Source organism: Spirosoma luteum DSM 19990 (assembly GCF_000374065.1).
In the GTDB taxonomy this organism is placed as follows: Bacteria; Bacteroidota; Bacteroidia; order Cytophagales; family Spirosomataceae; genus Spirosoma; species Spirosoma luteum.
Map to the genome: position 1 here is coordinate 158,444 of NZ_KB893279.1, position 23,453 is coordinate 181,896.

At 48.6% G+C, this 23,453-nt stretch carries 20 protein-coding genes; 8 read left to right on the plus strand and 12 right to left on the minus strand.

What is annotated here, in order from left to right; all coding sequences use genetic code 11:
- Positions 1-254: 254 nt before the first annotated feature.
- Together fusA and B156_RS0122060 are read right to left on the minus strand one after the other, a co-directional pair.
- Complete coding sequence (gene fusA, locus B156_RS0122055; RefSeq protein ID WP_018621965.1) at positions 255-2,369, minus strand: elongation factor G; 2,115 nt, start codon at positions 2,367-2,369, stop codon at positions 255-257.
- 679 nt (positions 2,370-3,048) lie between these two features.
- Entirely contained in the window at positions 3,049-3,738 is a 690-nt protein-coding gene (locus B156_RS0122060; protein WP_018621966.1) for a LexA family transcriptional regulator, read from the minus strand.
- A gap of 144 nt (positions 3,739-3,882) precedes the next feature.
- On the opposite strand from B156_RS0122060, the gene B156_RS0122065 reads away from it, so the two are divergent.
- Positions 3,883-5,148 (plus strand): DNA polymerase Y family protein, encoded by a 1,266-nt coding sequence (locus tag B156_RS0122065; RefSeq protein WP_018621967.1) that lies wholly within the window; start codon positions 3,883-3,885, stop codon positions 5,146-5,148.
- 63 nt (positions 5,149-5,211) lie between these two features.
- On the opposite strand, the gene B156_RS0122070 is transcribed toward B156_RS0122065, so the two are convergent.
- Together B156_RS0122070 and B156_RS0122075 are read right to left on the minus strand one after the other, a co-directional pair.
- On the minus strand, positions 5,212-6,072 hold the full coding sequence (locus tag B156_RS0122070; RefSeq protein WP_018621968.1) for a pirin family protein: 861 nt from the start codon (positions 6,070-6,072) through the stop codon (positions 5,212-5,214).
- Between the two features lie 86 nt (positions 6,073-6,158).
- Positions 6,159-6,974, minus strand: coding sequence for an Fpg/Nei family DNA glycosylase (locus B156_RS0122075; RefSeq protein WP_018621969.1), 816 nt, complete (start codon positions 6,972-6,974; stop codon positions 6,159-6,161).
- A gap of 372 nt (positions 6,975-7,346) precedes the next feature.
- Between B156_RS0122075 and B156_RS0122080 the strand changes: the two genes are divergently transcribed.
- A complete protein-coding gene (locus B156_RS0122080; protein ID WP_018621970.1) occupies positions 7,347-8,282 on the plus strand; it encodes a hypothetical protein in 936 nt (311 codons plus the stop codon).
- A 67-nt stretch (positions 8,283-8,349) separates the two neighbouring features.
- Here the strand turns inward: B156_RS0122080 and B156_RS0122085 are convergent, their stop codons facing one another.
- The 4 genes from B156_RS0122085 to B156_RS0122100 all read right to left on the minus strand — a co-directional run bounded on the left by B156_RS0122085 (position 8,350) and on the right by B156_RS0122100 (position 13,758).
- Positions 8,350-8,787 (minus strand): hypothetical protein, encoded by a 438-nt coding sequence (locus B156_RS0122085; RefSeq protein ID WP_018621971.1) that lies wholly within the window; start codon positions 8,785-8,787, stop codon positions 8,350-8,352.
- Positions 8,784-9,656 (minus strand): transglutaminase domain-containing protein, encoded by an 873-nt coding sequence (locus tag B156_RS0122090; RefSeq protein WP_018621972.1) that lies wholly within the window; start codon positions 9,654-9,656, stop codon positions 8,784-8,786. Before B156_RS0122090 ends, B156_RS0122085 begins: the two co-directional genes overlap by 4 nt.
- A gap of 101 nt (positions 9,657-9,757) precedes the next feature.
- The gene (locus B156_RS0122095; protein WP_018621974.1) at positions 9,758-11,383 is read right to left on the minus strand and encodes an OmpA family protein; all 1,626 of its coding nucleotides are present in this window, start codon (positions 11,381-11,383) and stop codon (positions 9,758-9,760) included.
- A gap of 80 nt (positions 11,384-11,463) precedes the next feature.
- Entirely contained in the window at positions 11,464-13,758 is a 2,295-nt protein-coding gene (locus tag B156_RS0122100) for an ATP-dependent helicase (RefSeq protein WP_018621975.1), read from the minus strand.
- A 106-nt stretch (positions 13,759-13,864) separates the two neighbouring features.
- On the opposite strand from B156_RS0122100, the gene B156_RS0122105 reads away from it, so the two are divergent.
- The 4 genes from B156_RS0122105 (at position 13,865) to B156_RS0122125 (ending at position 17,312) form a co-directional block, all read left to right on the plus strand.
- Positions 13,865-14,431, plus strand: a complete 567-nt coding sequence (locus B156_RS0122105; RefSeq protein WP_245563800.1) for a Uma2 family endonuclease — start codon at positions 13,865-13,867, stop codon at positions 14,429-14,431.
- A gap of 560 nt (positions 14,432-14,991) precedes the next feature.
- The gene (locus tag B156_RS0122115) at positions 14,992-15,624 is read left to right on the plus strand and encodes an RNA polymerase sigma factor (RefSeq protein ID WP_018621980.1); all 633 of its coding nucleotides are present in this window, start codon (positions 14,992-14,994) and stop codon (positions 15,622-15,624) included.
- 58 nt (positions 15,625-15,682) lie between these two features.
- Complete coding sequence (locus B156_RS0122120; RefSeq protein ID WP_018621981.1) at positions 15,683-16,279, plus strand: hypothetical protein; 597 nt, start codon at positions 15,683-15,685, stop codon at positions 16,277-16,279.
- Positions 16,260-17,312 (plus strand): DUF4097 family beta strand repeat-containing protein, encoded by a 1,053-nt coding sequence (locus B156_RS0122125; protein ID WP_018621982.1) that lies wholly within the window; start codon positions 16,260-16,262, stop codon positions 17,310-17,312. Before B156_RS0122120 ends, B156_RS0122125 begins: the two co-directional genes overlap by 20 nt.
- On the opposite strand, the gene B156_RS0122130 is transcribed toward B156_RS0122125, so the two are convergent.
- Positions 17,305-17,817, minus strand: coding sequence for a cupin domain-containing protein (locus B156_RS0122130; RefSeq protein WP_018621983.1), 513 nt, complete (start codon positions 17,815-17,817; stop codon positions 17,305-17,307). The two genes, B156_RS0122125 and B156_RS0122130, sit on opposite strands and share 8 nt — an antisense overlap.
- A gap of 44 nt (positions 17,818-17,861) precedes the next feature.
- Complete coding sequence (gene tpiA / locus B156_RS0122135) at positions 17,862-18,632, minus strand: triose-phosphate isomerase (RefSeq protein ID WP_018621984.1); 771 nt, start codon at positions 18,630-18,632, stop codon at positions 17,862-17,864.
- A gap of 235 nt (positions 18,633-18,867) precedes the next feature.
- On the opposite strand from tpiA, the gene B156_RS0122140 reads away from it, so the two are divergent.
- Entirely contained in the window at positions 18,868-20,133 is a 1,266-nt protein-coding gene (locus B156_RS0122140) for an aspartyl protease family protein (protein ID WP_018621985.1), read from the plus strand.
- Between the two features lie 11 nt (positions 20,134-20,144).
- On the opposite strand, the gene B156_RS0122145 is transcribed toward B156_RS0122140, so the two are convergent.
- Both B156_RS0122145 and B156_RS0122150 read right to left on the minus strand, forming a co-directional pair.
- On the minus strand, positions 20,145-21,179 hold the full coding sequence (locus B156_RS0122145) for a sensor histidine kinase (RefSeq protein WP_018621986.1): 1,035 nt from the start codon (positions 21,177-21,179) through the stop codon (positions 20,145-20,147).
- A 93-nt stretch (positions 21,180-21,272) separates the two neighbouring features.
- A complete protein-coding gene (locus B156_RS0122150) occupies positions 21,273-21,980 on the minus strand; it encodes a response regulator transcription factor (RefSeq protein ID WP_018621987.1) in 708 nt (235 codons plus the stop codon).
- A 307-nt stretch (positions 21,981-22,287) separates the two neighbouring features.
- Between B156_RS0122150 and B156_RS0122155 the strand changes: the two genes are divergently transcribed.
- The gene (locus tag B156_RS0122155; protein ID WP_018621988.1) at positions 22,288-23,439 is read left to right on the plus strand and encodes an AI-2E family transporter; all 1,152 of its coding nucleotides are present in this window, start codon (positions 22,288-22,290) and stop codon (positions 23,437-23,439) included.
- Positions 23,440-23,453 lie beyond the last annotated feature (14 nt).

Genomic DNA, 23,453 nt, shown 5'->3' on the forward strand with positions numbered 1-23,453 from the left:
TTAGATGAAAGCATCCGGCGAAAGAACCATTTACTCCGTCGGGGCCTTAAATGCGGGTGCAAAGGTACGGGAAAATCAGGAGAGGAGAAAACTCAGACCGACTATTTCTTTTAAGATTGTTTGCCGATAATGCGAAGCAATCGCATTATCGGCAAACCAAGTGCTTATTCGCACAAATTTAATCTCCACAAACAGAAGAGCCGTTCAGCTTCCCGAACGGCTCTTCTGTTTGTGCTAGTGCTTGGTAAGCTTATTTATTTGCTGCCGCCTTTTTCTTTGGCAACAACGGTATCGGCAATGCTCTGCGGTACTACTTCGTAGTGGGCGAAGGTCAGGTTAGCCGTAGCCCGGCCCGACGACATCGTACGCAGGTCCGTTACGTAACCGAACAACTCCGACAGGGGAACGTCTGCTTTAATTACCTGCGAGCCCGCTTTGCTATCCATGCCTTTCATTACACCCCGACGACGGTTGAGGTCACCGGTGATAGGACCTGTGTATTCTTCTGGTGTTAATACTTCAACGGCCATGATTGGTTCGAGTAATTTCGGACCAGCCTGACGGGCAGCTTCACGGAAGCCCAAACGCGCTGCCATTTCGAAGGATAGCGAATCGGAGTCAACATCGTGGTACGAACCGTGGACTAACCGAACTTTCATGCTTTCGAGCGGGAAGCCGGCAAGTGGTCCGTTTTTCAGCGATTCGTCGAATCCTTTCTGAACGGCAGGGATAAATTCGCGGGGAATCACACCACCTACAATACCATTCACAAACTCAAGACCCGGCTGAATAACACCCGTTTCATCTTCGCCCCGTGGCCCAAGTTCAAACACGATGTCGGCAAATTTACCGCGACCACCCGTTTGTTTCTTGTATACCTCGCGGTGTTCAACGTTTTTGGTCAGCTTCTCTTTGTAAGCCACCTGCGGAGCACCCTGATTTACTTCTACCTTGAACTCACGACGCATCCGGTCGATGATGATTTCGAGGTGAAGTTCACCCATCCCCCGGATAATGGTTTGGCCGGTTTCTTCGTTCGATTCAACTTTAAGGGTTGGATCTTCTTCAATCAGTTTACCAATTGCTTTCGAGAAGTTGTCCTGATCGGCCGTTTTCTTCGGCTCGATAGCGTAACCAATAACCGGCTCCGGGAACACCATCGACTCGAGTACGATTGGATTCTTTTCATCCGACAGGGTATCGCCCGTTTTGATGTCTTTGAATCCAACTACCGCACCAATGTCACCCGCTTCCAGCCGATCAATCTGATTCTGCTTGTTAGCGTGCATCTGGAAAATACGCGAGATACGCTCCTTATTGCCCGAACGGTTGTTCAGTACATACGATCCTGACTCCAGTACACCCGAATACGAACGAACAAAACACAGACGACCTACGTAAGGGTCAGTAGCAATTTTGAAGGCCAGACCAGCAAAAGGCTCCAGCGACGATGGCTTGCGCGAAATTTCTTCACCCGTGTTTGGGTTGGTTCCTTTGATGCTCTCCTTGTCCATCGGTGATGGCAACAGGGCCATTACATAATCGAGCATGGTTTGAACACCCTTGTTTTTGAAGGACGAACCGCAAAGCATTGGAACGATTTTCATCGAGATCGTTGCTTTACGCAGGGCCGTCAGAATCTCATCTTCTGAAATCGACTCAGGATCCTCAAAGAATTTCTCCATCAGCGTATCGTCAAATTCGGCAACGGCTTCGAGAAGTTTCTCCCGCCATTCGGTTGCTTCCTCCAGCATGTCGGCCGGAATAGGAACCTCCTGGAAGGTCATACCCTTATCGTCTTCATTCCACTGAATACCCCGGAAGTTAACGAGATCAACTACGCCTTTAAAGTTGTCTTCTTCGCCAATTGGTAGTTGCAGCGGGACGGCATAGCTACCAAGCATTTCCTTCACCTGCTTGCACACGTTCAGGAAGTCGGCACCAGACCGGTCCATTTTATTAACGAATCCCAAACGGGCTACGTTGTAGTTATTGGCCAAACGCCAGTTCGTTTCCGACTGTGGCTCAACGCCGTCAACGGCACTAAACAGGAATACCAGTCCATCCAATACACGCAGCGACCGGTTTACTTCAACCGTAAAGTCAACGTGACCTGGGGTATCGATGATGTTGATATGGTATTTTTTGTCGCGGTAGGTCCAGTCAACAGTAGTAGCAGCGGAAGTAATAGTGATACCCCGTTCCTGCTCCTGCTCCATCCAGTCCATGGTAGCGGCACCGTCGTGTACTTCACCAATCTTGTGACTTACGCCGGCGTAATAGAGGATACGTTCGGTTGTGGTCGTCTTGCCCGCATCAATGTGGGCAGCGATACCGATGTTCCTCGTGAAATCTAAATCGCGAGCCATTAGTTTGTTATCCTAAAAGTTATGTTTTCTGTAATCGGAAAAGGAATCGGTACTGAAAATAATTGACCCCTCTGTAAATCAGGACGCAAAATTACTGAAAGTCAACCGAAAAATCAATGCTATGCCCAAGAATATCGCAGAAACTATTCCCCTTTTTCGACCATTCTAACCATGAGAAGGTTACCGTAGAACATGGTTGCAACTTGGAATCATGCAAAATTCGTACATCGCTCCACTCAGAATTGCCTGGACGTATGCCCGCCAGGAAAAACGGCAGTACGTAGTTGTCTATTTTCTATAGGCTATCTGCCAACTGGCAGACTGTTGCCATTGACGGACTCAATTTATCGCACGGACGAGTGGGTAATTCACAGCAAAAGTACCCAGTGAAATTGATTTGCTTTTTCAATAAAATCTGGATAAACGCGTGGTGCTCATCGGTGGGAGTGGGTTGCGGCTACGGCTCGCGCTGTAAGGGTTGTGCTGACCGCCCGCATCAGTGACTTTAGCCTGCTGAATGAGCTAACCAGCCTTGTAGACCTTGAAGCGGAGCTCGCTATTTAGCGGGGCACCCGAAAGAAATGATGAAGCAGAAGAAGGCTTAGTTCTAGTCTAATGACATACAAAAAGACCTCTTCAGGTTGATGAAGAGGTCTTTTTGTATGTCATTAGAATGATGTTACTCTACGGGGGCTTCCACAATGGCTATTATTTTCCATAATCCCCGGATATCCTGCAATGGCACTGTTACGTTGCCGCCGTTGGGGTTGTCCGAGTGAAGCGTCAGGTATTTACGGGTCAGAAGTTCATTGTCCCGGATGCGTTTGACAACGAAGTAATCCCGGTACATCACCGCATACACCGCACCCGACTGATACTCCCAGTCGTTCTCATTAACAGGCATGGCTAATACCTTGGCACCATGTGCCAGCTGCGGACTCATACTATTGCCCGAAATTTCCAGCACAACTGTGTTCTTCTGTCCTTTTATCAGTGGTCTGCGAACCCGAAAATGCTCTATATCAGACGAACTAACCGTATCTGAATAACTTTCGACAAACGTGGCGTAAAACTTGACCGGTATGAACGGAACGTCGATGGTATCGTCTTCAGCAACCATGATCCGGGCATTGGCTTCGGGCGAATTCAGTACGGGTGCAATACCCCGAATCAGGTAATCGGCACTGATTTGGGGGTAACAGGCCAGCAAACTCATGATTGTATCGTACGATGGCTTTGCCCGGCCATTGAGGATGTTGTAAAACTTGGATGGGTTCTCCCCCAACTCTTTGGCAATCTGGTAAATAGTGATTCCCAGCGCATCGAAAATCTGTTTCAGCCGGTCCTGAATCGTTAGGGAAGTGTCCATATTCTTCAAACAATTTTCAACCATTACGGGGCAGATACTTGCTGATATGATATAAGTAAAATATATTGCACTTGTATTACGACAAATATACTACGAATACAGACGAATCCATAAAAGAACAGCCAATTTCTTCATTGAGACGCAATGAACCGGAACCGACTCAGTACCCATAGTCTGCCCACGATATTATTCATCGACATGAATAGTTTCTTTGCCTCCTGCGAGCAGCAGGATAATTACTGGTTACGGGGTCGGCCGGTGGGGGTGTGTGTATACACGGGGCGGCACGGGTGCATTATTGCGCCTTCGATAGAGGCAAAGGTGAGGGGCGTAAAAACAGGTATGCGGCTGGATGAAGCCATTGCACTTTGCCCGGATTTAGTACCGCTCGAAACCCACCCGGCCCGGTATAGGGAATACCACGTCAGGATTATTGACGTGCTCCGTACATTCTCCGATGATGTAGTGCCAAAAAGCATTGACGAAGCGGTTGTTGATTTGACGAACTACCAGCTTGTATATAAAGACATGCGGCAAACCGCGCTGGCTATCAAACAGGCCATCCGGCAAAAAGTGGGCGACTGGCTGCGGTGTTCCATTGGTATGGCTCCCAACGTGTTCCTGGCTAAGTTGGCCTCCGATATGCAGAAACCCGATGGCCTGACCGTCATTACGCCCGATACTATTGACGATGTGCTGCGAACCCTGGTGCTCACCGATTTGCCAGGAATTGGTCATCGAATGGCAGCCCGATTGCAGGCTGGTGGTGTACACACACCGCTCGAACTACGGTATGCATCGCCGGAACACCTGCGGGCCGTTTGTAAGAGCATCGTTGGCTGGCACTGGCACCTGCGGCTAAATTTTAAAGGAGAGGTGGATCTGGACACAAACCCGGATACTAAAAGTATGTCGGCCATGCGGACGATTTCGGCAGACCAGCGTCACTCAACCGACCGGCTGGATGAGTTGCTGCAATCGCTCTGCCTGACCCTGGAACGGCGGATGGTGCAAAAAGGTATCTATTGCCGGGACATGTCGTTTTCCTGCCGATACCATACGGGCAAAACCTATAATTACGAAGTCCATTTTGACACGCCGAAACAGGACGGCACGGAACTGTACCAGATTATTCGGGAACGGATGGTAAAGTTTCAGTCGGCGCACCAGTGCGAACCTGTCCTGAATGAGCATTTGCGGAGCATGTGCGTGGCTGTTTTCCAGTTCATACCAGCGGAGGTAGTGCCGCTGAACCTGTTCGAAAACAATAGCCGAAAAAGTAAATTCCGCCAAACCCTATATGATGCCAAAACGAAGTTCAGAGCCGGTAAACTGGTTCGTGCCACGGAACTACGCGATAATCCGGTCTACCGGGACGTGATAGGGTTCGGAAATATTAAGGATTTGTAGAAAAAGGGTTCCTGGCTGGCATTCATTGATAGATAATGATGAATGCCAGCCAGGAACCAGAAATTAGTTCAGTACGCCCATGCGCCCATTCTGAAAATCATCGAAGGCTGCCAGAATCTCTTCCCGTGTGTTCATTACGAAAGGACCATACACGGCTAGTGGCTCCCTGATTGGTTCGCCAGCCAGAATGAGCAATTTCGTTCCAGCCACTGTGGACAACGTAATGGTATCGCCATCGGCGTTGAAAAGGGCAATTTGCCCCCGTTCAATGGGTTGCGAGTTCGCACCAGCCGAACCACTCAGTACATACACCATCAGGCTATAGTCATGGGGTACAGTAAGGGTCTCGGTTTGTCCACCAGAGAGCATTAAATCTGCTACTACAATTGGACTGAATGTATGAGCCGGGCCTGCCAGACCGGTCAGTTCTCCGGCAATAACCCGTAGTTGACCACCACCCGCCAATGTAGACGAGGGAATTTTGTCCGCCGTAATTTCCTGATACTTCGGAGGGCTCATCTTGTCTTTGGCGGGTAAATTGACCCACAACTGCACAAAGTCCAGCTGCCCACCCTGGCGCGAGAATTCGCGTTCGTGTTTCTCATCGTGAATAATACCCGATGCGGCCGTCATCCACTGCACATCGCCCGCGAAGAGTTTCCCCTGATTCCCCGCCGAGTCGCGGTGCTCCAGAGCCCCTTCAAAGACGATAGTTACCGTTTCGAAGCCCCGGTGTGGATGTTGGTCGACGCCTTTCGGCTCCCTAGAGGGTTCCACTTGCATGGGGCCATGATGGTCCAGCAGTAAAAAAGGATTAAACGGTCTTGAACCCTGAGGGTGAAAGGCGTTAAGACCAACAAACCCGTCACCCACACTACTCGGGGTGGCGGTTTGAATGTTGGCTATGGTACGTTGCGTTTTCATAATTGATGTATTTGTACTAAATGTATATACATTAAATTACTAAACTGTGTTTTTCACTAGCAAGTTCACATCACATCGTATCAACATTAAATGAGCTGCTCGGTTGGACAGAAAAAAGTGGTTCGCCCACCAACTGTCGAGCGTTCGATGCGGGAACCGCAACGAGGGCAGTATTTATGGGCTTCCAAATCCTCGTAAGGGGAATTATCCCACTCCCGAACGTGAATCAGGAAAGTATTCGGGAAATCCCGATAGGTAGCTTCGTAGCGAATTGCCGTGTTGAGTACCAGTCCAATAGCGTCATGAATCCCGGCAATCTGCTTATCTGTCAGGGTATTGGCGCGCTGTTGCGGGTGGACAACCGCCTGAAATAAGACTTCATCCACAATCCAGTTCCCTAAACCAGCCACAATGCTTTGATCCAGTAGCACCGGTTTGATGAACGCTTTTTTGGCTCGTAATTTTCCTGTCAGTTCCGGTAAGGAAATCGCCAAACCATCCGAACCAATTTTCTTTCGCTTTAAAAAGGTATCAACATCGTCGATCAAACCAACCCGCTCGAATTTGCGCGGACACAGGAACCCCAGATTAAAGCCAGTTGTGAACGAGAAAACAATGCGGGCAAAGCGGGGCCGGTCCAGCGAAGCATGATAATAGTCCAAATCGCCGGTCATGCCGAAATGCATATGGAGGATTACACCGGGTTGGTCAGTCAGGACAAAAAGGTTCTTACCAACGCGCCGGGTTTCGATAAACTGCCTGCCCACTAGGGTTGCTACGAAGGTGGATGGGTCAGTTGTTACTAATTTTTTATCCTCAATCTCAATGTGGCTGATAGGCTGATGAAGCGAAGACGTTTCGAGGTAATGTCGTCTGATTTCAACCTCCGGAAGTTCGGGCATCTTTACGGGCTGTTTGCGGAATAACTGTGGGTAGTAGTTCGTTGTTTGGCGTAGAAAAGCAATGGCTGGCAGTTTGTTTGAGAAAACAAAGATTGACTGGATGGCGTATTTATTTGATAGTCAATATCTATTTTTGTCGATGTTGCCAGGGCCATAAAAAACATTTCTCAATAAATATTCGTTGTAGGGAGCAATAGGCTGGGAGAAGTGAACGTTCCGATACTATTGGCCAAAAGGTGAATTCTGATCCTGGTCATAAAAGTTAATTTCTTAACCCTAAAAAGACCATAAATGTAATAGACTTTACACAACCGCGCGAGCGGCTTTTTACCAAGTTTGTGTATGTTCAATCATAAAAATTGAAAAAAAACAATGGAAAATACTCCGCAGAAATCAAAGACCAACGGTGCCTTACTCGCGGCCTTAATTATTATGACTGGCCTGGCCGGTGTAGCGAGTTACCTTTACTTTGATGAGAAGAAAGTTGCCGAAAATCAGGAAGTAACCATTTCTGAGCGCGTTGAAGAACTGTCGACAACCCGCGTTAAACTGGATTCGATCTCGACTGCATTGGATGCCAAAATTGCCGAAGTACAAAAACTAGGGGGTGATGTTTCAGAACTGGAAAAAGTAAAAGCCCAGTTAAATGAAGATAAAGCGTCACTGAAAAGAGGTAACCGGATATCGCTGGCAAAATACGAAGCCAAGATCAAGCAGTACGAAGCATTTCTCGTCGAGAAGGATACGCTGATTTCTAATCTACAGCGCGAAAACGTGACGCTGGCTACTAACGTGAAAGTGCTGGATGAGGAAAACAGCGGTTTAAAAACAGAACGGCAGAAACTGGCGGACTCCGTAACCACGGTTGTATCGAAAAACGAAGAGTTGTCTAGTAAAGTTACTAGGGCTGCTGCGCTGAAAGCACAGAACGTGAAAGTGTTTGCTGTCAACTCGAAGGGTAAAGTAAAAGAAGACGACTCATATAAGGCCAAGCGTCTGGACAAAATCAAACTGGTTTACACGCTGCTGGATAACCCATTGACGAAAGAAGAGCCTAAGGATGTGTACGTTCGGGTACTGGATCCGTCGGGTGCTGTTGTATCTGACATGGCTAATGGGTCAGGTACATTCAGTGTAGATGGCAATGAAACCATTTACACGACTAAGCAGACCGTCAACTACACCAACACTGGTAAGAATGTTGAGTTGCTTTATACCCGTGGTATTCCTTATAAAGCCGGTAAATACACGGTAGAACTGTACTCGGAAGGTTTCCGGATCGGGCAGGGTGAGTTTGCCATACGGTAATTCATTAATAGCGCATAAAAAAAGCGTAGCACCCGACGGTGTTACGCTTTTTTTATGGACTGGGTCTTTACTGTATTCCGCTGAAATTCAGGTTATTCGTCGAATCACCCGGTAGGGTTAGGCGCAGGAGTTGCCCCTGTTTTTCCATCCCGTTATTAGTGAAAATACGGTCAACCTTCAGCGTCCCGATTGCTGCACCTGCCAGTTCAAATTGTATACCATCCGATTGCTGTCTTACCAGTATGTGCTGGATAAACTGGCTACTCGGGGTCGGGTAGAATTTAGTGTAGGTAAGTGTCAGGGTGCTATCCGACTCTGCTCTTAGTTCAGTATAAGGCATTTTGTCAGCCGGTATGGCCACACTGGACGGGTCGAGGTAGAAATTGGTACGATACAAACCCACCGCTCTGGATGCCGGCGAAGACGATTCAGGCAAAATATCAGTTTCGCTGTAACAACCCGACAAGGCGCCTATCAATGAGCAGAAAAGCAGTGGTTTTTTCATGGTGTATTGCTTGGTTGCTGATTAGACCCTGATGACATTGAATTGGTTGGAGCGTGATTGGCTTTTTTTTCACTCTCGTTTGTATCATTCTGTGCCAGTTCGACCCAAACTTTCATGTCGTTGAGCTGCATCGGCCCAAATTGAGTCGTAAAGGCCACATCGGCTGCATCACGCCCATAGGCAACGGTTATGCGGTTTCCCCGGGGGGTCTCCTGCGTTGCATCGAATGTAAACCAACGGCCATCAGCGTAAGCTTCAAACCAGGCATGAAGGTCCATTGGTTCAAGCTGATACAAATAACCAACGACCATACGGGCAGGAATATTCAGAGCACGGCAAAGAGAAATGCCCAGGTGAGTAAAGTCCCGGCAAACGCCAACGCGGTTATCGGCCGTATCGACAGCCGAGGTGCTGGCATCGCTGGTTCCATATTCATACTTTATATTCTCATGGATCCATTTCCGAATGGCTTCGGCCTGATCGTAACCCGGTTCGGCGTTCTCGGTAATTTGGGTGGCCAATTCGCCCAACTGGTCAGATTGGCAGTAGCGGCTTGGTAAGGTATAATGCAATACATCATCGGGCAATTCCTCAACCGGCGTATAAGGAGCACCGGGAGCAATGTCGATCACATCCGCAGTTTGAACAGTAGCCGAAAAATGAATGGAGAAAGGGCCTTCGGGGGCAACGACCCTTTGGCAAAGATTACCGTATAAGTCGGTAAACTCCGTTACGTTAACAGAGGGTGTTATCTGGTATTCTTCCCGAACAATCCACTGGCCAGCACCGGAACGAGGGCGTAACATCAGGATTAGGGGAGTTGGCGTTTGGGCGTCAAAAGACAGTTCACAGCCAGCGTCAAGTTGCATTGTTTGTCAGTTATGTCAGTAGAGAACAGGGGTTGTCAAGGGATAAACACAAAACAATGTATATGGTTGACGTAATTATGCTGATTACCGGTAAGAGGCAGTTATTTCTTGATAATGACAAATTCTACCCGCCGGTTTTGCTGACGACCGGCATCGGAATCATTCGTGGCGATTGGCTTGGCTTTGCCAAATCCCTTACTGGCAATACGATCTGGTTCAATGCCTTTACTGATAAAATACTCCCGAACGGCGTCCGCTCTATCCTGCGAGAGTTTATTATTTATCTCGTCAGAGCCCGTATTGTCCGTATGACCGCGTACTTCGATAACCATTTTTGGGGTTTCGTTGAACGTGGTAACCAGCCGATCCAGTTCGGGACCTGATTCCGATCTAAGCTCCGATTTACCCGTGTCGAAAAAGATATTGTTCAACCGAACGATACTTCCTTCTTTTATGGGCACCATTTTAATTTCCCGGCCCTTTATTTCCTGGAACGCTTTGGGCTGGGTCAGATCGACGTTGTCGCCTTCCGCAATGAAATCTTTAGCAATGGCCCGCATGCTGTACTTTTGTCCATAAGGCAGCACAATTTTGTATTCGCCCGTGAGTGGGTCAGACGTAGCCTCGCCCGCTTCGGCACCGTCGGGCAGGGTTTGGTAGATGATCCGGGCTTCAATCGGTTTGCCCGTAACCTGGTCAATTACTTTACCACTAATGAGCGCAACCGGGTCGGGGCGGGTCACGTCTGTGGTGCCGGCAACCTCACTGCCCCCGCCAACCTTACCCGGCTGATTATCAGGTTGGTCGGTGGTGAGTTTTACCCGTACAATGTCGCCTTTGCCAAGCGTGTTTTTAAAGGTTGTAAGGTAGGCATAATCCCCGGATGCACTTAGGGTGTAATATGCATCGTACCCATCGGTGTTAACTTTCGGACCCAGATTAACGGGTTTCGACCAGTGTTTCCAGGTTTTATCGACCCGCTTGCACACGTAAATATCGTTGCTGCCCAGACCGCCTTCCCGATTACTGGAAAAATACAGCGTGGCCCCGTCGGGTGCCAGAAAAGGGGTAGTTTCAGTGAATTTAGTGTTCACCTCATCCCCCAAATCCATCGGCTTGCTCCACGACCCGTCTTTCTGCCGAAAGCTGACATAGATGTCATCTTCCTTACTGTTTTTCTTCTCGCTGAACGCCATCAGCAACACTTTTCCATCCGCCGACATAAAACCACAGTCAAACTGACCTTTGCTCATACTGACGTAATTGGGAATGTCCAGCTTTTGCGGGGGCGACCATCCGGTGGCGGTTTTCTTGCTGAGCGAGAAGCCACGGGTTTCGTAAGCGCCATTGTTATACTGCCCTTTGATGAGCATACTGTTGCCATCGGGCGTAATGCTGTAAGCGCAGTTGTACTCATCTTTATTAAGCGGGAACCCCATGCGCCGGGCAGGCCCCCACCGGTTATTGACGGTATCAAATTCCGAAAACCAGATATCCTGACTGCCTTTATCGCCGTGCGTGTTATTGGGATGGCTAATCCGGGCAAAGTACAGCGTACGACCGTCCGGTGAGATAAGGGGGTTAATCTCGTTATACTCCGAATTGACCTGATTGCCCAGATTTTCAGCGTTAGTCGAGTCACGTGCCGGGGCACCGGGCTGACCGTTGACAGCTAGGGTAGTTGACAGGAAAATCAGGCACAGAGCCAGGGCACCATTGGCATTCATAACATTAAGCGAAGGGAGAGTGGGATGTAGTTACTTTCAAAACGATACAAACAGCGGGTTTTGTATGTTAACGAATAACCTCATACCACAATCCTCAATTTGGCAAAGCTCAACAGTAACGTACGCTCCCCAGCCTTTTCAAATTGGATGGTTGCTTTCCGGTCGGTACCGTTCACATCTATTGATTTGACGACGCCGAACCCAAACTTGGCATGTTCAACCTTCTGTCCGGTTGCCAGCTCGGCCGTGCTGGTCGGGGCAAAATCGGCCGAAGGAGTGTGGGATACCGTTGGCTGCGGAGCCTGCGAACGGGCCGTTTTCTGCGCCAGCGACCGGACAAAGGCCATTGAGCCAGTCGATGTACTCTCGCTGCGATCCCGTTCGGGCCGGTCGAAATCCATCCGACTGGGTGCCGATCGTAACTTCGACATCTTCAGGTATTTCTGGTCGATTTCCATCAGAAACCGGCTGGGTTCACACATTTTCAGGCGGCCGTAATGGTAGCGCGTTTCGGCGTAGGAAATCGACAGGCGTTTTTCGGCGCGGGTAATGGCCACGTAAAACAGGCGCCGTTCCTCTTCCAGGTCATTCCGGCTTTCGAGCATCATCTGGCTGGGGAACAAATCTTCTTCCAGCCCAACGATGTGAACGTTCTTAAACTCCAGCCCTTTGGCTGCGTGGATGGTCATCAGCGTAATCCGGTCATTATCACCATCGTCCTCTTTCTCATCGGCAGAGGTCAGCAGCGAAACGGATTGCAGAAAGGCTCCCAGGCTTTTTTCGTCGTTGTCGGGGTTATCGACAAACTCCTTGATGGCGTTCAGCAATTCCTGCACGTTTTCATAGCGGGCCAACCCTTCAACTGTTTTATCATCGTACAGTTCCTTGAGCAGTCCCGATGCTTTGGCAATATGGGAAGCTACTTCGTAGGCATCTTTCTGATCCAGCAGGAGTTTGAAACTCTTGATTAAATCGGCAAAGCCTTCAATAGCAATGGACGCCCGCCCGGCGATGTGTTTGCCAATTTCGGCGACGATTTCCCAAACAGAGTCCTGCTTTTCGGCTGCGATGACCGCAATTTTTGCCACCGTCGTGTCGCCAATGCCGCGCTTGGGCAGGTTGATAATACGCTTGAACGCTTCTTCGTCCTGCTGATTAACTGTAAAGCGCAGGTAAGCTATCAGGTCCTTGATTTCCTTCCGCTGGTAAAAGGACAGTCCACCCACAATTCGGTACTTAATACTCACCTTACGCAGGGCTTCTTCAAACGCCCGCGACTGGGCATTGGTCCGGTACAGAATGGCGAAATCGTTATTTACTAGTGACTCGTTCATCTTGGCTTCAAAAATAGCCGATGCCACCAGTCGCCCCTCTTCATTGTCCGACGAAGCCTTGATAACGTCAATCAGCGGCCCCTCGTCATTGGCGGTAAAGACGTGTTTCTCCAGCTGGTTTTTGTTGCGGGCAATAATTGAGTTGGCCGCCTGCACAATGGTGTTAGTGGAGCGGTAGTTCTGCTCCAGTTTCACTATTTTGACGTTCTCCTTCCCATAGTCGCGCTGGAAGTTCAGAATGTTTTCAATGTTGGCACCCCGGAAAGCGTAGATGCTCTGGGCATCATCGCCAACGATACAAATGTTCTCGTGAACAGCGGCCAGCTTGCGGGTTATCAGGTATTGCGACACGTTGGTATCCTGAAACTCATCGACCAGTACGTGCTGAAACTTGTGCTGGTATTTGTTCAGAATATCCAGATGGTCGCGGAACAACACGTTGGTATTGAACAATAAATCGTCAAAGTCCATCGCGTTGGCGGCAAAACAGCGAACGCTGTACTGCTTGTAAATCCGGCCCGTATGCGGCATCCGAGCCGACTCGTCATCCGCCGTAATGACTGCGTTATTGATGTAATCGTCCGGTCCAATCAGCCGGTTTTTAGCCCCTGAAATCCGCCCGAACACACTGTTGACCCGGTACGTCTTATCGTCCAGTCCCATTTCTTTGATGATACTCCGCAACAGCGATTTCGAGTCGTCGGTATCGTAAATGGAGAAGTTGCTGGTGTAGCCAATGGCTTTGGCTTCGATACGCAGAATCTTGGCGAATACGGAGTGAAACGTACCCATCCAGATATTGCGGGCTTCGGTGCCCACTACTTTTTCAATCCGGTTCCGCATCTCACCAGCTGCCTTATTGGTAAACGTCAGCGACAGAATCCGGAACGGGTCAACGCCTTTCTCAATGAGGTAGGCAATGCGGTAGGTCAGCACACGGGTTTTGCCCGAACCGGCACCGGCAATAATCATCAAGGGGCCATTGCCGTGCATAACGGCTTCCCGCTGGGGGTCATTCAACCCGGAAATATAATCAACCATTCAGCTCGTTTCTATCCTTATATAACCCATAAAAGTAGGAAATAATTTGGTTGGGGCCTTGTCACAAAAGGGTATCTTTGAGGAGATGGCCAACGTTCAAAACGCTATGACTACTGCACAAACATCAGACATACTGTTGCCAACTCATCTAAAAACGGTGGAGGAGTTTGAGCAATGGCAGGAGCAATATGCTCATGAGGGGAGTTATGAGTTTGTTCGGGGGCGTATTATTGAAAAGAAAGAAATGAAGCAGTTGGAAGCATTTATTATTAAATTCCTCACCCGGATTTTTGTAGCGACATCAGCCTTTCAGAGTGGAGGTGAGTTGTTTCAGGAAATGGATGCTTACATTGATTCCACTCGTAAACGTCGGCCTGATTTGGCCTATTTTACGGCTGAACAAATCGCGGAAATGAGGGCCGGGCAACACCTGGCGACGCTGTTTGCCATCGAAATCCTGTCCGATTCCGAATCCTATAAAGATGTTACAGATAAAATTCAGGACTACTTTGATGCGGGTACTCAATTAGTTTGGTACATTGTTCCTGGACAGCAAAAAATTTACGTTTACTCATCCCCCGACGAGTCGAAAGCGTACAAAGGGACAGAAATCATTTCGGCGGCTCCTATTCTACCTGACTTTCAATTCGCCGTAGCCGATTTGTTTGCCTGATTTTTTAGGCCATTGGCCCCATATCCACGTCCATCAGCGTCGATACCGACTAATTAGTGGCAACGCCCCGTCTCCTTTGCCGTATCGCCACTACTCATGCGTATGGTCATTGTAAACGAATCCTTCCAGAATGCCCTAGTCTTCCTCCATAAGGTGGATAATTTTCTTCAGGTCCCGGTAAGCCGTTCGGGGCTGGGCTACTTCGATGATAATCTGGATGACCAGGCCCTTCGCCCAGCGGTGTTTCAGGTAATCGCTCCAACACTATGCTTCCTTTCCGATAAAAGAAAATTCCAAGTACTACCGTCAGCTCACTAATCACATGCTGATGGCCCAGGGGAGAGTTCGTTTCATCGTCTTAATGAACGAGTGGCGGGTTGAGGAGCGTGAAATTATACATACCGGATGTTGAAATTTACACCTCTAAGATGCAGAAAAACAGGCTGGTAACCGAACGAATGCCTAAACGAGAATTTTTTCTAAATTAGTATGCAACATTCCCATTATTCCTGCATCTTTCTTTTGTTGATGCCCTAAATCACTGCGAGCTGCTGAAACTGTTGGAATCAAACCGAAACCGCATCCGTCCGGCACAGGACGGCGGAGATACGGCTCACCGACCGGTTGGACCGCCTTACCCGGACCGCCATGCCGACCTGGTCAAACGCTGCCAACAGGGTGAGCGACGAGCCCAGTATGACCTTTATCAGCATTACGTGAAGGCAATGTATAACATTTGCCTGCGGATACTGAATCATGAAGCCGAAGCCGAAGACGTGTTGCAGGAAGCGTTCATGGATGCATTCGGCCATATCGCGTCCTTTCGGGGTCAGAGTACGTTTGGCGCGTGGCTGAAGCAGATTGTGGTGAACCGGGCTATCAACCAGTTGCGCAGCAGGCGGCTGGAATTTGTCGACCTGGATTCGTACCGACCCGGTGAGGTCGACAGCGACTCGACCGAACGGCTGGATTTTGCCGATGTGGAGCCGGTCGACGAAGAGGCTATTACACTGGAAGTGGACCGGGTAAAACGGGCTATGCAGCTACTGCCCGAAGGGTACCGGGTCGTATTGTCCCTGTATCTGTTCGAAGGCTATGACCACGAAGAAATAGGAAATGTACTGGGTATCAGCGAAACAACATCGAGAACGCAGTATTTACGGGGTAAAAAACGATTGCTGGAATTATTATAACATACTCAACTAACTAATCAATAATGAACGATAACCTTAGCGGAAGTCGACACTACCTATGAAAAAAGATAACCTGGAACGCTTCGTCCGCGACAACCGCGAAGCATTTGACGATAAGGAACCTGCCCATGACCTATGGCTAAAAATAGAAGCGGGTCTGGATAAGCAGGTGCCCGATAGAAGCAGTCCATTTCGGGCGGTGCATAAGTCTAATCGCCAGTCTGGTGGGCAGCAAATTGGCTGGCCCATTCTCAACTGGCGCGTGGCTGCTTCTATTGCTGTATTATTACTGGCCGGGTGCTTATTTTACATGAATCACCAATATGGTGTTGCGCAACAGCCCCTATTGGTAGCAGCCAGCCCCGGTTACGCTAAAGAAGTTGTCCAGTACACCCGGCTTATTGACGACAAACGGGCCGAGTTAAAACAGATGACCGAAAACAACCCCGATTTGTACCAGGAATTTTCGACAGACCTGAACCGTCTTGAAAAATCGTACCGATCGCTGAAAGCTGATTTTCCGAAAAACCCGAATCAGGAAGTGCTGATTCAGGCCATGATTCAGAATCTACAACTTCAGATTAACCTGCTTAATGAACAGTTTCGCGTTATTCAGCGCATTAAACGACAAATCAATGAAACGAATCCTGTATAGTGCTCTCCTCTGCCTGGTTCCTTTTGTAACCTGGGCCGAAGGGATTGGGGCTATTGAAAAGAAGAAAACGATTATCAAACTTTTTGACGTAGACAGTAAAGATAATTTGCTCATTGATAACCAGTTCGGCCAGGTTTCGGTTAGGCTGTGGGATAAAGCCGAAATTCGGGTTCAGATTGTGATTACGGCTAATTCCGACTCCGATGAACGGGTGCAGACGTTTCTGGATGCGGTTTCCATCGACGAAAAGCGGGACGGAAACCAGATTGTGATCCGTACAAACTTTAGCCAGAGCAACGTTTCGAACTGGAGCATGGGCAAATGGAAAGAAGGGGGCGACCGTAATTTCGTCAAGATTGACTACGACATTATGATGCCCAAACAGAATGCTCTGTCTATTCGGAATAAATTCGGCAATACCCTGATTCCTTCCTTCCATGCGCCACTGACCGTGCATAGCCGATATGGTAACTTTAGCAGTACCGATGAACTCACCAGCCGCCAGAACGATATCGACGTGGCATACGGGAAAGCCAACATTCACCGGCTCGACGAAGGAAAGCTAACCATTGCTTATGCCTCGCTCGAACTGGAGAAAGCCAACGTGCTGATGCTGACCAATAAATTTGGCAAAATGAATATTGGCGAGGTGGGTAAACTGGATGCCGATATCAACTATTCGGGCGGCAAGGTTGGAACGCTACACGAGTCAGGCAAAATAAAGCTTGACTTCTCGGGTGGGTTTCGCATCGACCAGTTACTAAAAACGGTTAATAACGTCGACATTCAGGCCGCCTATTCGTCAGTTGCGCTACCAATGGACCATGATACCGACTGCGACTTCAACGTAACGGTAAGCTACGGTAATTTTAACTACTCATCCGGGCCGGCCATGCATTTCAGCAGACAGCCCTCCGAAAAAGATACTAATCCAGGGGCACGCCTGACGAAGCAGTATATCGGTAAAGTGGGTAATGGCTCCGGTACAAAAGTGAAGGTTGTAGCCAAATTTGGTAACGTAAACTTCAGGTAGTCAGTCGGCTAATAAGGGCCTGGTGCTGCGGAAACTCGGCCAGCAGCGTAGCCCGGTCTGCTAGGTCAAAATCGGCAAAGTCGAAGCCGGGGGCTACGGTACAGCCAACCAACGAGAAAGTGCTGTCGGTTGGCTCAACGTCCGAAACGGGCTTTGAGCCAAACCAGCATCCGGCCTGCACTACTGCCTGATACACCTCGCCCCGGTCGGGACGGTTGCCCAGTCGAATGATGGTCAAATCACCCGCTGGCGAAGTAACGGAAATTTCCAGCGGCAGGCCCGTGTAGAAGTGCCAGATTTCGTCGGATTGAATCCGGTGGAGAGCTGAGAATTGATGGCTTTCCAGCAAAAAATAAATGGCTGTCCCAAATGACCGGGGGCCCCGAAACCGGTGGGGTAAAGCTGCCTGTGCAATCACCTCACCAGACCGGTACGTTTCGGCAAAGTAGCCGCCCTCCGGATGGGCGGTCATCGTAAACGTTTCGACGTAATAATCTGCCTTCATACTAGTTACTGACGGCTGGGGCTAACCCCAGCCGTCGGGTGCTTTTACTGAGCAGCTTTCACAACGGTTATAAAATCGGGGGCTTTCAACGACGCTCCACCAATCAGGCCGCCATCCACATCCGGTTGGGCGAACAACTCAGCCGCGTTTTGGGCATTAGCACTGCCACCGTACAAAATGGACGTGCCCTGCGCTATTTCATCGCCGTATTGTCCCGCAATGTGATGGCGTAATTCAAAATGCATATCCTGTGCCTGCGCCGACGAGGCTGTTAAACCGGTGCCGATGGCCCAGATTGGTTCATAGGCAATGACCACTTTGCTGAACGATTCGGGTGAGAGGTGGAACAGGCTGTTGGTTAGCTGATTCTTCACAAAGCCGATGTAATCCCCGTTTTCACGCAGGTCGCGGGATTCGCCACAGCAGAAGATAGGGGTAAGACCGCTTTCGAGGACGCTGTTTACTTTTTCGGCTAACTGGGCGTTGGTTTCATCGAAATACTGCCGCCGTTCGCTATGACCCAGAATGACGTATTCAATACCAATGGATTTGAGCATAGGGGCTGAAATTTCGCCTGTGTAGGCTCCAGACGACTTTTCGTGGCAGTTTTGAGCCCCTACCGAAACGTTTCCAGCTCCAGCTACCTGCTGCTGAGCCATAGTCAGATAAAGAGAAGGGGGGCATAATACTACCGTTACCTCAGTAGCAGAGGAAGCTTCTTCCTGTAGCAGGTTGATTACTTCCGATAGCAGCGCCTGGGCTTCATCGGCTGTCTTGTTCATTTTCCAGTTGCCGGCAACAATTTTCTTACGCATAAGTAGGTAATAATTAGCTAAAAAGCATGTCTAAACCTCAGAATAGGTTGCTGTTTGAGGTCAATCACCGGCGAAATTAAGGCTTTCTACCGAAAGGGGCATTTGCAGAGTGGTGTAAATTTTGTCTACTGGTCAACTATAAAAGGGTGTAGACCAGCGTGCATTAAACTTCGTTGCTATTTCTTGTGTTATTCTGATAAAAAATGCGTAATTTCAATGTTAAATAACAGCTATTATGAAAACGCTTCTACTGGTAATCGGGCTTATAGTACCCTGCCTTGATGTACGGGGGGACGACCATCAGCACCGTACGCCGGACAAGGAGCAGTATGGCTTTTTTATCGCTAATAACCGTACATCCACCCGTATCCCTTTTCAGCTTCACTCCAATCTGATTATTGTTCCGGTTCAGATAAACCAGTCGGATACCCTGTATTTTATTCTGGATACAGGGGTTAGTAATACCATCATTACTGACCCTGAGGCTTTTCGTGAAAAGCCACTGACACTTACCCGAAAAATCAAACTGAACGGAGCAGGAGAGGGAGGGAGCCTAACCGCTTCCATAGCCATTAATAATAGCCTGAGTATGGGCGGCCTTAAAGCCGCGCACCACAATATCGTTATCCTGGATGAAGATCTGCTCAAACTATCCGAGTACGTTGGCACACCAGTACACGGAATTTTTGGGTATGAAATATTCGCAAATTTTGTGGTCAATATTGATTTTCAGCGGCATGAACTGATTATCATGAAACCTGAAAAGTTCAAGTACAGAAAACAAAAAGGGGACCGGTATCCCATTACTATTAAAGATACGAAAGCCTATACCGATGCCCTGTCTGTGTTCGATGGGGAGAAAACAATGCCATTACGCGTAGTGCTGGATACGGGGGCGGGCCACGCGCTGTTGCTCGACCGGACCCGCAGTTTGGGAGCTATAGAGATCCCCGAAAAGAACATACGGGCCCAATTGGGACGGGGGCTGAATGGCGTTATCAACGGTTGTCTTGGCCGCATCGAAAAAATCCGTTTTGGCCGGTATGAACTGGATAATATTCTGGCATCGTTTCCGGATAGCATGGCCTTTGGTATGAAACTGGTTAATATGCCCGAACGCCAGGGTAATGTAGGCTGCGAGTTGCTACGCCGGTTTAAAGTTACGTTCAACTATCCTGAGCAATATATTGTGATGAAGCCCATAAAACGGTTGCTACACGAGAGTTTTGAGCATGATATGAGTGGCATGGAACTCCGGGCAAAAGGAGAAAGCTTTCACAACTACTATATCGACAAACTGGTAGAAGGCTCCCCAGCCGATATGGCGGGTCTGGAAGAAGGGGATGAGATGCTTTTTGTCAACAATAACACCGTTAAAGATATGACAATCAGCGAGATATATAAAATACTGCAAAAAGGGGAAGGCAAGGAGATATCTGTGCTGGTTCGACGCAACGGACAAATTATTGTGGCAAGTTTCCTGCTGAAAAGACTAATCTGAACGCTGTAGAATCAATCCATCCGGTCAAGCTTGAACCGAAAGGTGGTTCCTTTCTCAACTTTGCTCATTACGGTAATCTTGGCTTTGTGCGCATTTAAAATGTGCTTCACAATGGCCAGCCCCAGTCCCGTGCCACCCCGGTCTTTTGAACGGCTTTTTTCTACGCGGTAGAACCGCTCAAAAATCCGGCTCAGGTGTTCGGGAGGAATACCCGGTCCATTATCCCGCACTGATACAAGAATGTGCTTTTTCTCCTCTTCCAGACTGACGATAACCCGACCGCTTTCATTACCATATTTCACCGCGTTTTCAACCAGGTTACTAATCACCTGCGTAATGCGTTGCGGGTCGGCCTTTACCCACACAGGTGTTGATAAAGGGGTCTTTAACGAGAGATCTATGTTCTTTGACTGCGTAATTCCTTCCAGCTGCTCAAAAATTTCCTGAATAACATGCGTCAGGTCAATGCGGCTGAAGTTCATTTTTACCTCTCCGGTTTCCAGTTGCGACAGCGCCATCAGGTCTTTCACCAGCGCATCGAGGCCATCGAGACTTTTGGCGGCTTTCGACAAGAACTTATCCCGTACTTTTTCGTCGTCAACAGCGCCGTCGATGAGGGTATGGATGTAGCCCTGGGCGGCAAAAATGGGTGTTTTTAACTCGTGCGATACGTCGGCCAGAAATTCCCGCCGAAACTGCTCCAGCCGCTTCAGCTCGTCGATTTCCCGTTGCTTCTTGGCAACGTAAACGAAGATTTCGTCATTCAGTTTTTTAAACGGGTTTGTATTCTTGATGATCGACTTTCGGGAAATACTGAAATCGCGGATTTTAAGCTGATGAATCGTTTTGTACATCTTATTGACCTCCCGAAAAACCAGCAGTTCAATAGCGTACAGAACCAAAAAGAAGGAAATGGCGAACGACGAAAGCCCGACAACAAAAAGCATACTGGTGGTTACCCCTTCTACAAACGTAAGAAAGGCAACCGTCAGTGCTGAAATCAGGCAGGCCAGCAAAAGGGCAATAAAGCGGGGACTCAGGGACATGGCACAAAAGTAAAGGTGAAAGAGCGAAAGAATGAGAGATCGGCCGTATCAGGAATCGCGCTTTCATTCTTTCGCTCTTTCACACTTTAACGTTTATTCATTCTGGTCGGTAAACATATAGCCAACACCTTTGAGGGTCCGGATGTGGGTGTCGCCAATTTTTTCGCGGAGTTTGCGAATGTGAACATCTACCGTTCGCTCGAGTACATAAATGTCGGCCCCCCATATTTTTTGCAGCAACTCTTCCCGGCTGCACACTTTGTTAGGGTGCTGCGCCAGAAAAAACAATAGCTCAAATTCTTTCTTTGGCAGAATGACAGACTTTTCATTCTGGGTAACCGAGTAGTTTTTGCGATTAATCAGCAGGTCGGCAATGGTAATCTGTTCGCCGGGGTCCGCTTTCTGGGCTTCCCGCCGAAACAGGGCATTAATTCGGCTCATCAGGGCACGGGGCTTGATGGGCTTGGTAATATAATCATCGGCCCCAACGTCGAAAGCCGCCACTTCAGAGTACTCTTCCGAACGCGCCGTCAGGTACAGGATGTACGTCTGGCGCAGGTCGGCAATATCACGAAGCTGTCGGCCGGTTTCAATGCCATCCATATGAGGCATCATAATATCGAGCAGAACCAGTTCGGGCAGATACGTTTTAGCCGTTTCAATGGCTTTGCGTCCATCGGTAGCCGTTCGAACATCGTAGCCTTCTTTGTTCAGGTTGTATTCGAGCATTTCTACGATGTCTGCGTCGTCATCGACGACTAAAACACGGTGTAAAGGTTGAGCAGCTTTGGCAGCACTCATGTGAAGTGAAGTTGGTAAAGTGATTTGTTTCTATACACCATACGTGCTATCGGAGGCACGTAAACAGCCCGAAGTTACGCGACTTATCCACAACGTTACCAAGCTTAAATGCATACTTAACAAAAACTTAACAGCTTTTGATGAAGCCCAATCAATCGGCAATACCTGAAAACTAGTTGATTAATTTACAGTAGTGTAAGGCGAAGGGTAGCAAACGGAGTTACTCCCGATGCTACAGGAGGGTTGATAAATGAGGCAAATACAAAAAAAATAACAACCCGTATACACCATTGTTATTACTTGCACTATGAACATTCGCTTCCGGACACTTGAACTGCCTTACTATGCCAAACTGGTCTGTGTATTGCTGTCGATGGTCATTATTATTTATGGCCTGCACACGCTGGAAGGATTACTGATACCACTGGTATTCGCCATCCTATTTGCCGTGCTCCTGTTCCCGTTAGTAAAGCGGCTGGAAAACTGGCAAGTCCCCAGGATAGTCGCAATTATTTTGTGTCTGATACTGACACTAGGGGTGATAACGGCCCTGTTTTGGGGTATTTCAATCCAGATAAGCAGTTTTGCTGAAGTGATTCCCAAGTTTGTTGAACGGGGAAACGAATACATAAACAGCATTCAAACGTTTGCCGATGAGAAACTCAATATAGACCGGCAACGGCAACTGACTGAAATCAAAAAGTATTTGAGCGGAGCCCTGTCTGAAGGAGGAACTATTCTAACAACAACCCTGCTGGCTACCACTAGTATATTGACCAACATTTTTCTGATCCTGCTATTCGCTTTTTTCTTCCTGCTTTACCGGGACTTTTTTCGCTCATTCTTCTATAAGGTATTCAACGATGTTCGTCGGTCAGAAATTGACGAAATAATGGGTAAAATCTATGATGTCGTAAAAGACTATCTGGCTGGTCTGGTGCTGGTTATTCTGATTATCGGTACCCTCATGACGGTTGGCTTGTTAATTCTGGGGGTTGATTACGCTGTGTTTTTCGGCTTTTTCGGGGCCTGTCTGGTGCTCATTCCTTATTTCGGGATATCACTGGGCTCGCTACTTCCAGCTGCTTATACCCTGGTTACGCAGGATGATCCACTGAAGGCGGTAGGCGTTATTGGCGTATTTTTGTTCGTACAGATGATCGAGGGCAACTTCATTACCCCTTACATTGTCGGTTCTAAAGTAAGTATTAACCCACTGGCCGCCATTATTGTACTCATCTTGTGGGAAAACATATGGGGTCTGCCGGGCCTTATACTGGCCCTGCCCATGACGGCTATCGTTAAAGTTATTTTTGATTCGGTGGATGCGCTCAAGCCCTATGGTTTTGTTATCGGGGAAGCCGAAAAGCCCCGCCCTCCCATAAAAAATCTCAAGGAACTGGCTGAACAGCTACCCAAACGAGCCAAAAAGATAGGAACAGTGGAGGAGCGAGGGTAACGGTAATCCTGCGT

Coding starts and splice junctions, on each gene's coding strand:
- B156_RS0122125 (WP_018621982.1), top strand. CDS start 16,260: ATGAAACGAATCCTGTATAGTGCTCTCCTCTGCCTGGTTCCTTTTGTA.
- tpiA (WP_018621984.1), bottom strand. CDS start 18,632: ATGCGTAAGAAAATTGTTGCCGGCAACTGGAAAATGAACAAGACAGCC.
- B156_RS0122090 (WP_018621972.1), bottom strand. CDS start 9,656: ATGCAACTTGACGCTGGCTGTGAACTGTCTTTTGACGCCCAAACGCCA.
- B156_RS0122145 (WP_018621986.1), bottom strand. CDS start 21,179: ATGTCCCTGAGTCCCCGCTTTATTGCCCTTTTGCTGGCCTGCCTGATT.
- B156_RS0122105 (WP_245563800.1), top strand. CDS start 13,865: ATGACTACTGCACAAACATCAGACATACTGTTGCCAACTCATCTAAAA.
- B156_RS0122095 (WP_018621974.1), bottom strand. CDS start 11,383: ATGAATGCCAATGGTGCCCTGGCTCTGTGCCTGATTTTCCTGTCAACT.
- B156_RS0122100 (WP_018621975.1), bottom strand. CDS start 13,758: ATGGTTGATTATATTTCCGGGTTGAATGACCCCCAGCGGGAAGCCGTT.
- B156_RS0122070 (WP_018621968.1), bottom strand. CDS start 6,072: ATGAAAACGCAACGTACCATAGCCAACATTCAAACCGCCACCCCGAGT.
- B156_RS0122065 (WP_018621967.1), top strand. CDS start 3,883: ATGAACCGGAACCGACTCAGTACCCATAGTCTGCCCACGATATTATTC.
- B156_RS0122085 (WP_018621971.1), bottom strand. CDS start 8,787: ATGAAAAAACCACTGCTTTTCTGCTCATTGATAGGCGCCTTGTCGGGT.
- B156_RS0122080 (WP_018621970.1), top strand. CDS start 7,347: ATGGAAAATACTCCGCAGAAATCAAAGACCAACGGTGCCTTACTCGCG.
- B156_RS0122075 (WP_018621969.1), bottom strand. CDS start 6,974: ATGCCCGAACTTCCGGAGGTTGAAATCAGACGACATTACCTCGAAACG.
- B156_RS0122155 (WP_018621988.1), top strand. CDS start 22,288: ATGAACATTCGCTTCCGGACACTTGAACTGCCTTACTATGCCAAACTG.
- fusA (WP_018621965.1), bottom strand. CDS start 2,369: ATGGCTCGCGATTTAGATTTCACGAGGAACATCGGTATCGCTGCCCAC.
- B156_RS0122130 (WP_018621983.1), bottom strand. CDS start 17,817: ATGAAGGCAGATTATTACGTCGAAACGTTTACGATGACCGCCCATCCG.
- B156_RS0122150 (WP_018621987.1), bottom strand. CDS start 21,980: ATGAGTGCTGCCAAAGCTGCTCAACCTTTACACCGTGTTTTAGTCGTC.
- B156_RS0122140 (WP_018621985.1), top strand. CDS start 18,868: ATGAAAACGCTTCTACTGGTAATCGGGCTTATAGTACCCTGCCTTGAT.
- B156_RS0122120 (WP_018621981.1), top strand. CDS start 15,683: ATGAAAAAAGATAACCTGGAACGCTTCGTCCGCGACAACCGCGAAGCA.
- B156_RS0122060 (WP_018621966.1), bottom strand. CDS start 3,738: ATGGACACTTCCCTAACGATTCAGGACCGGCTGAAACAGATTTTCGAT.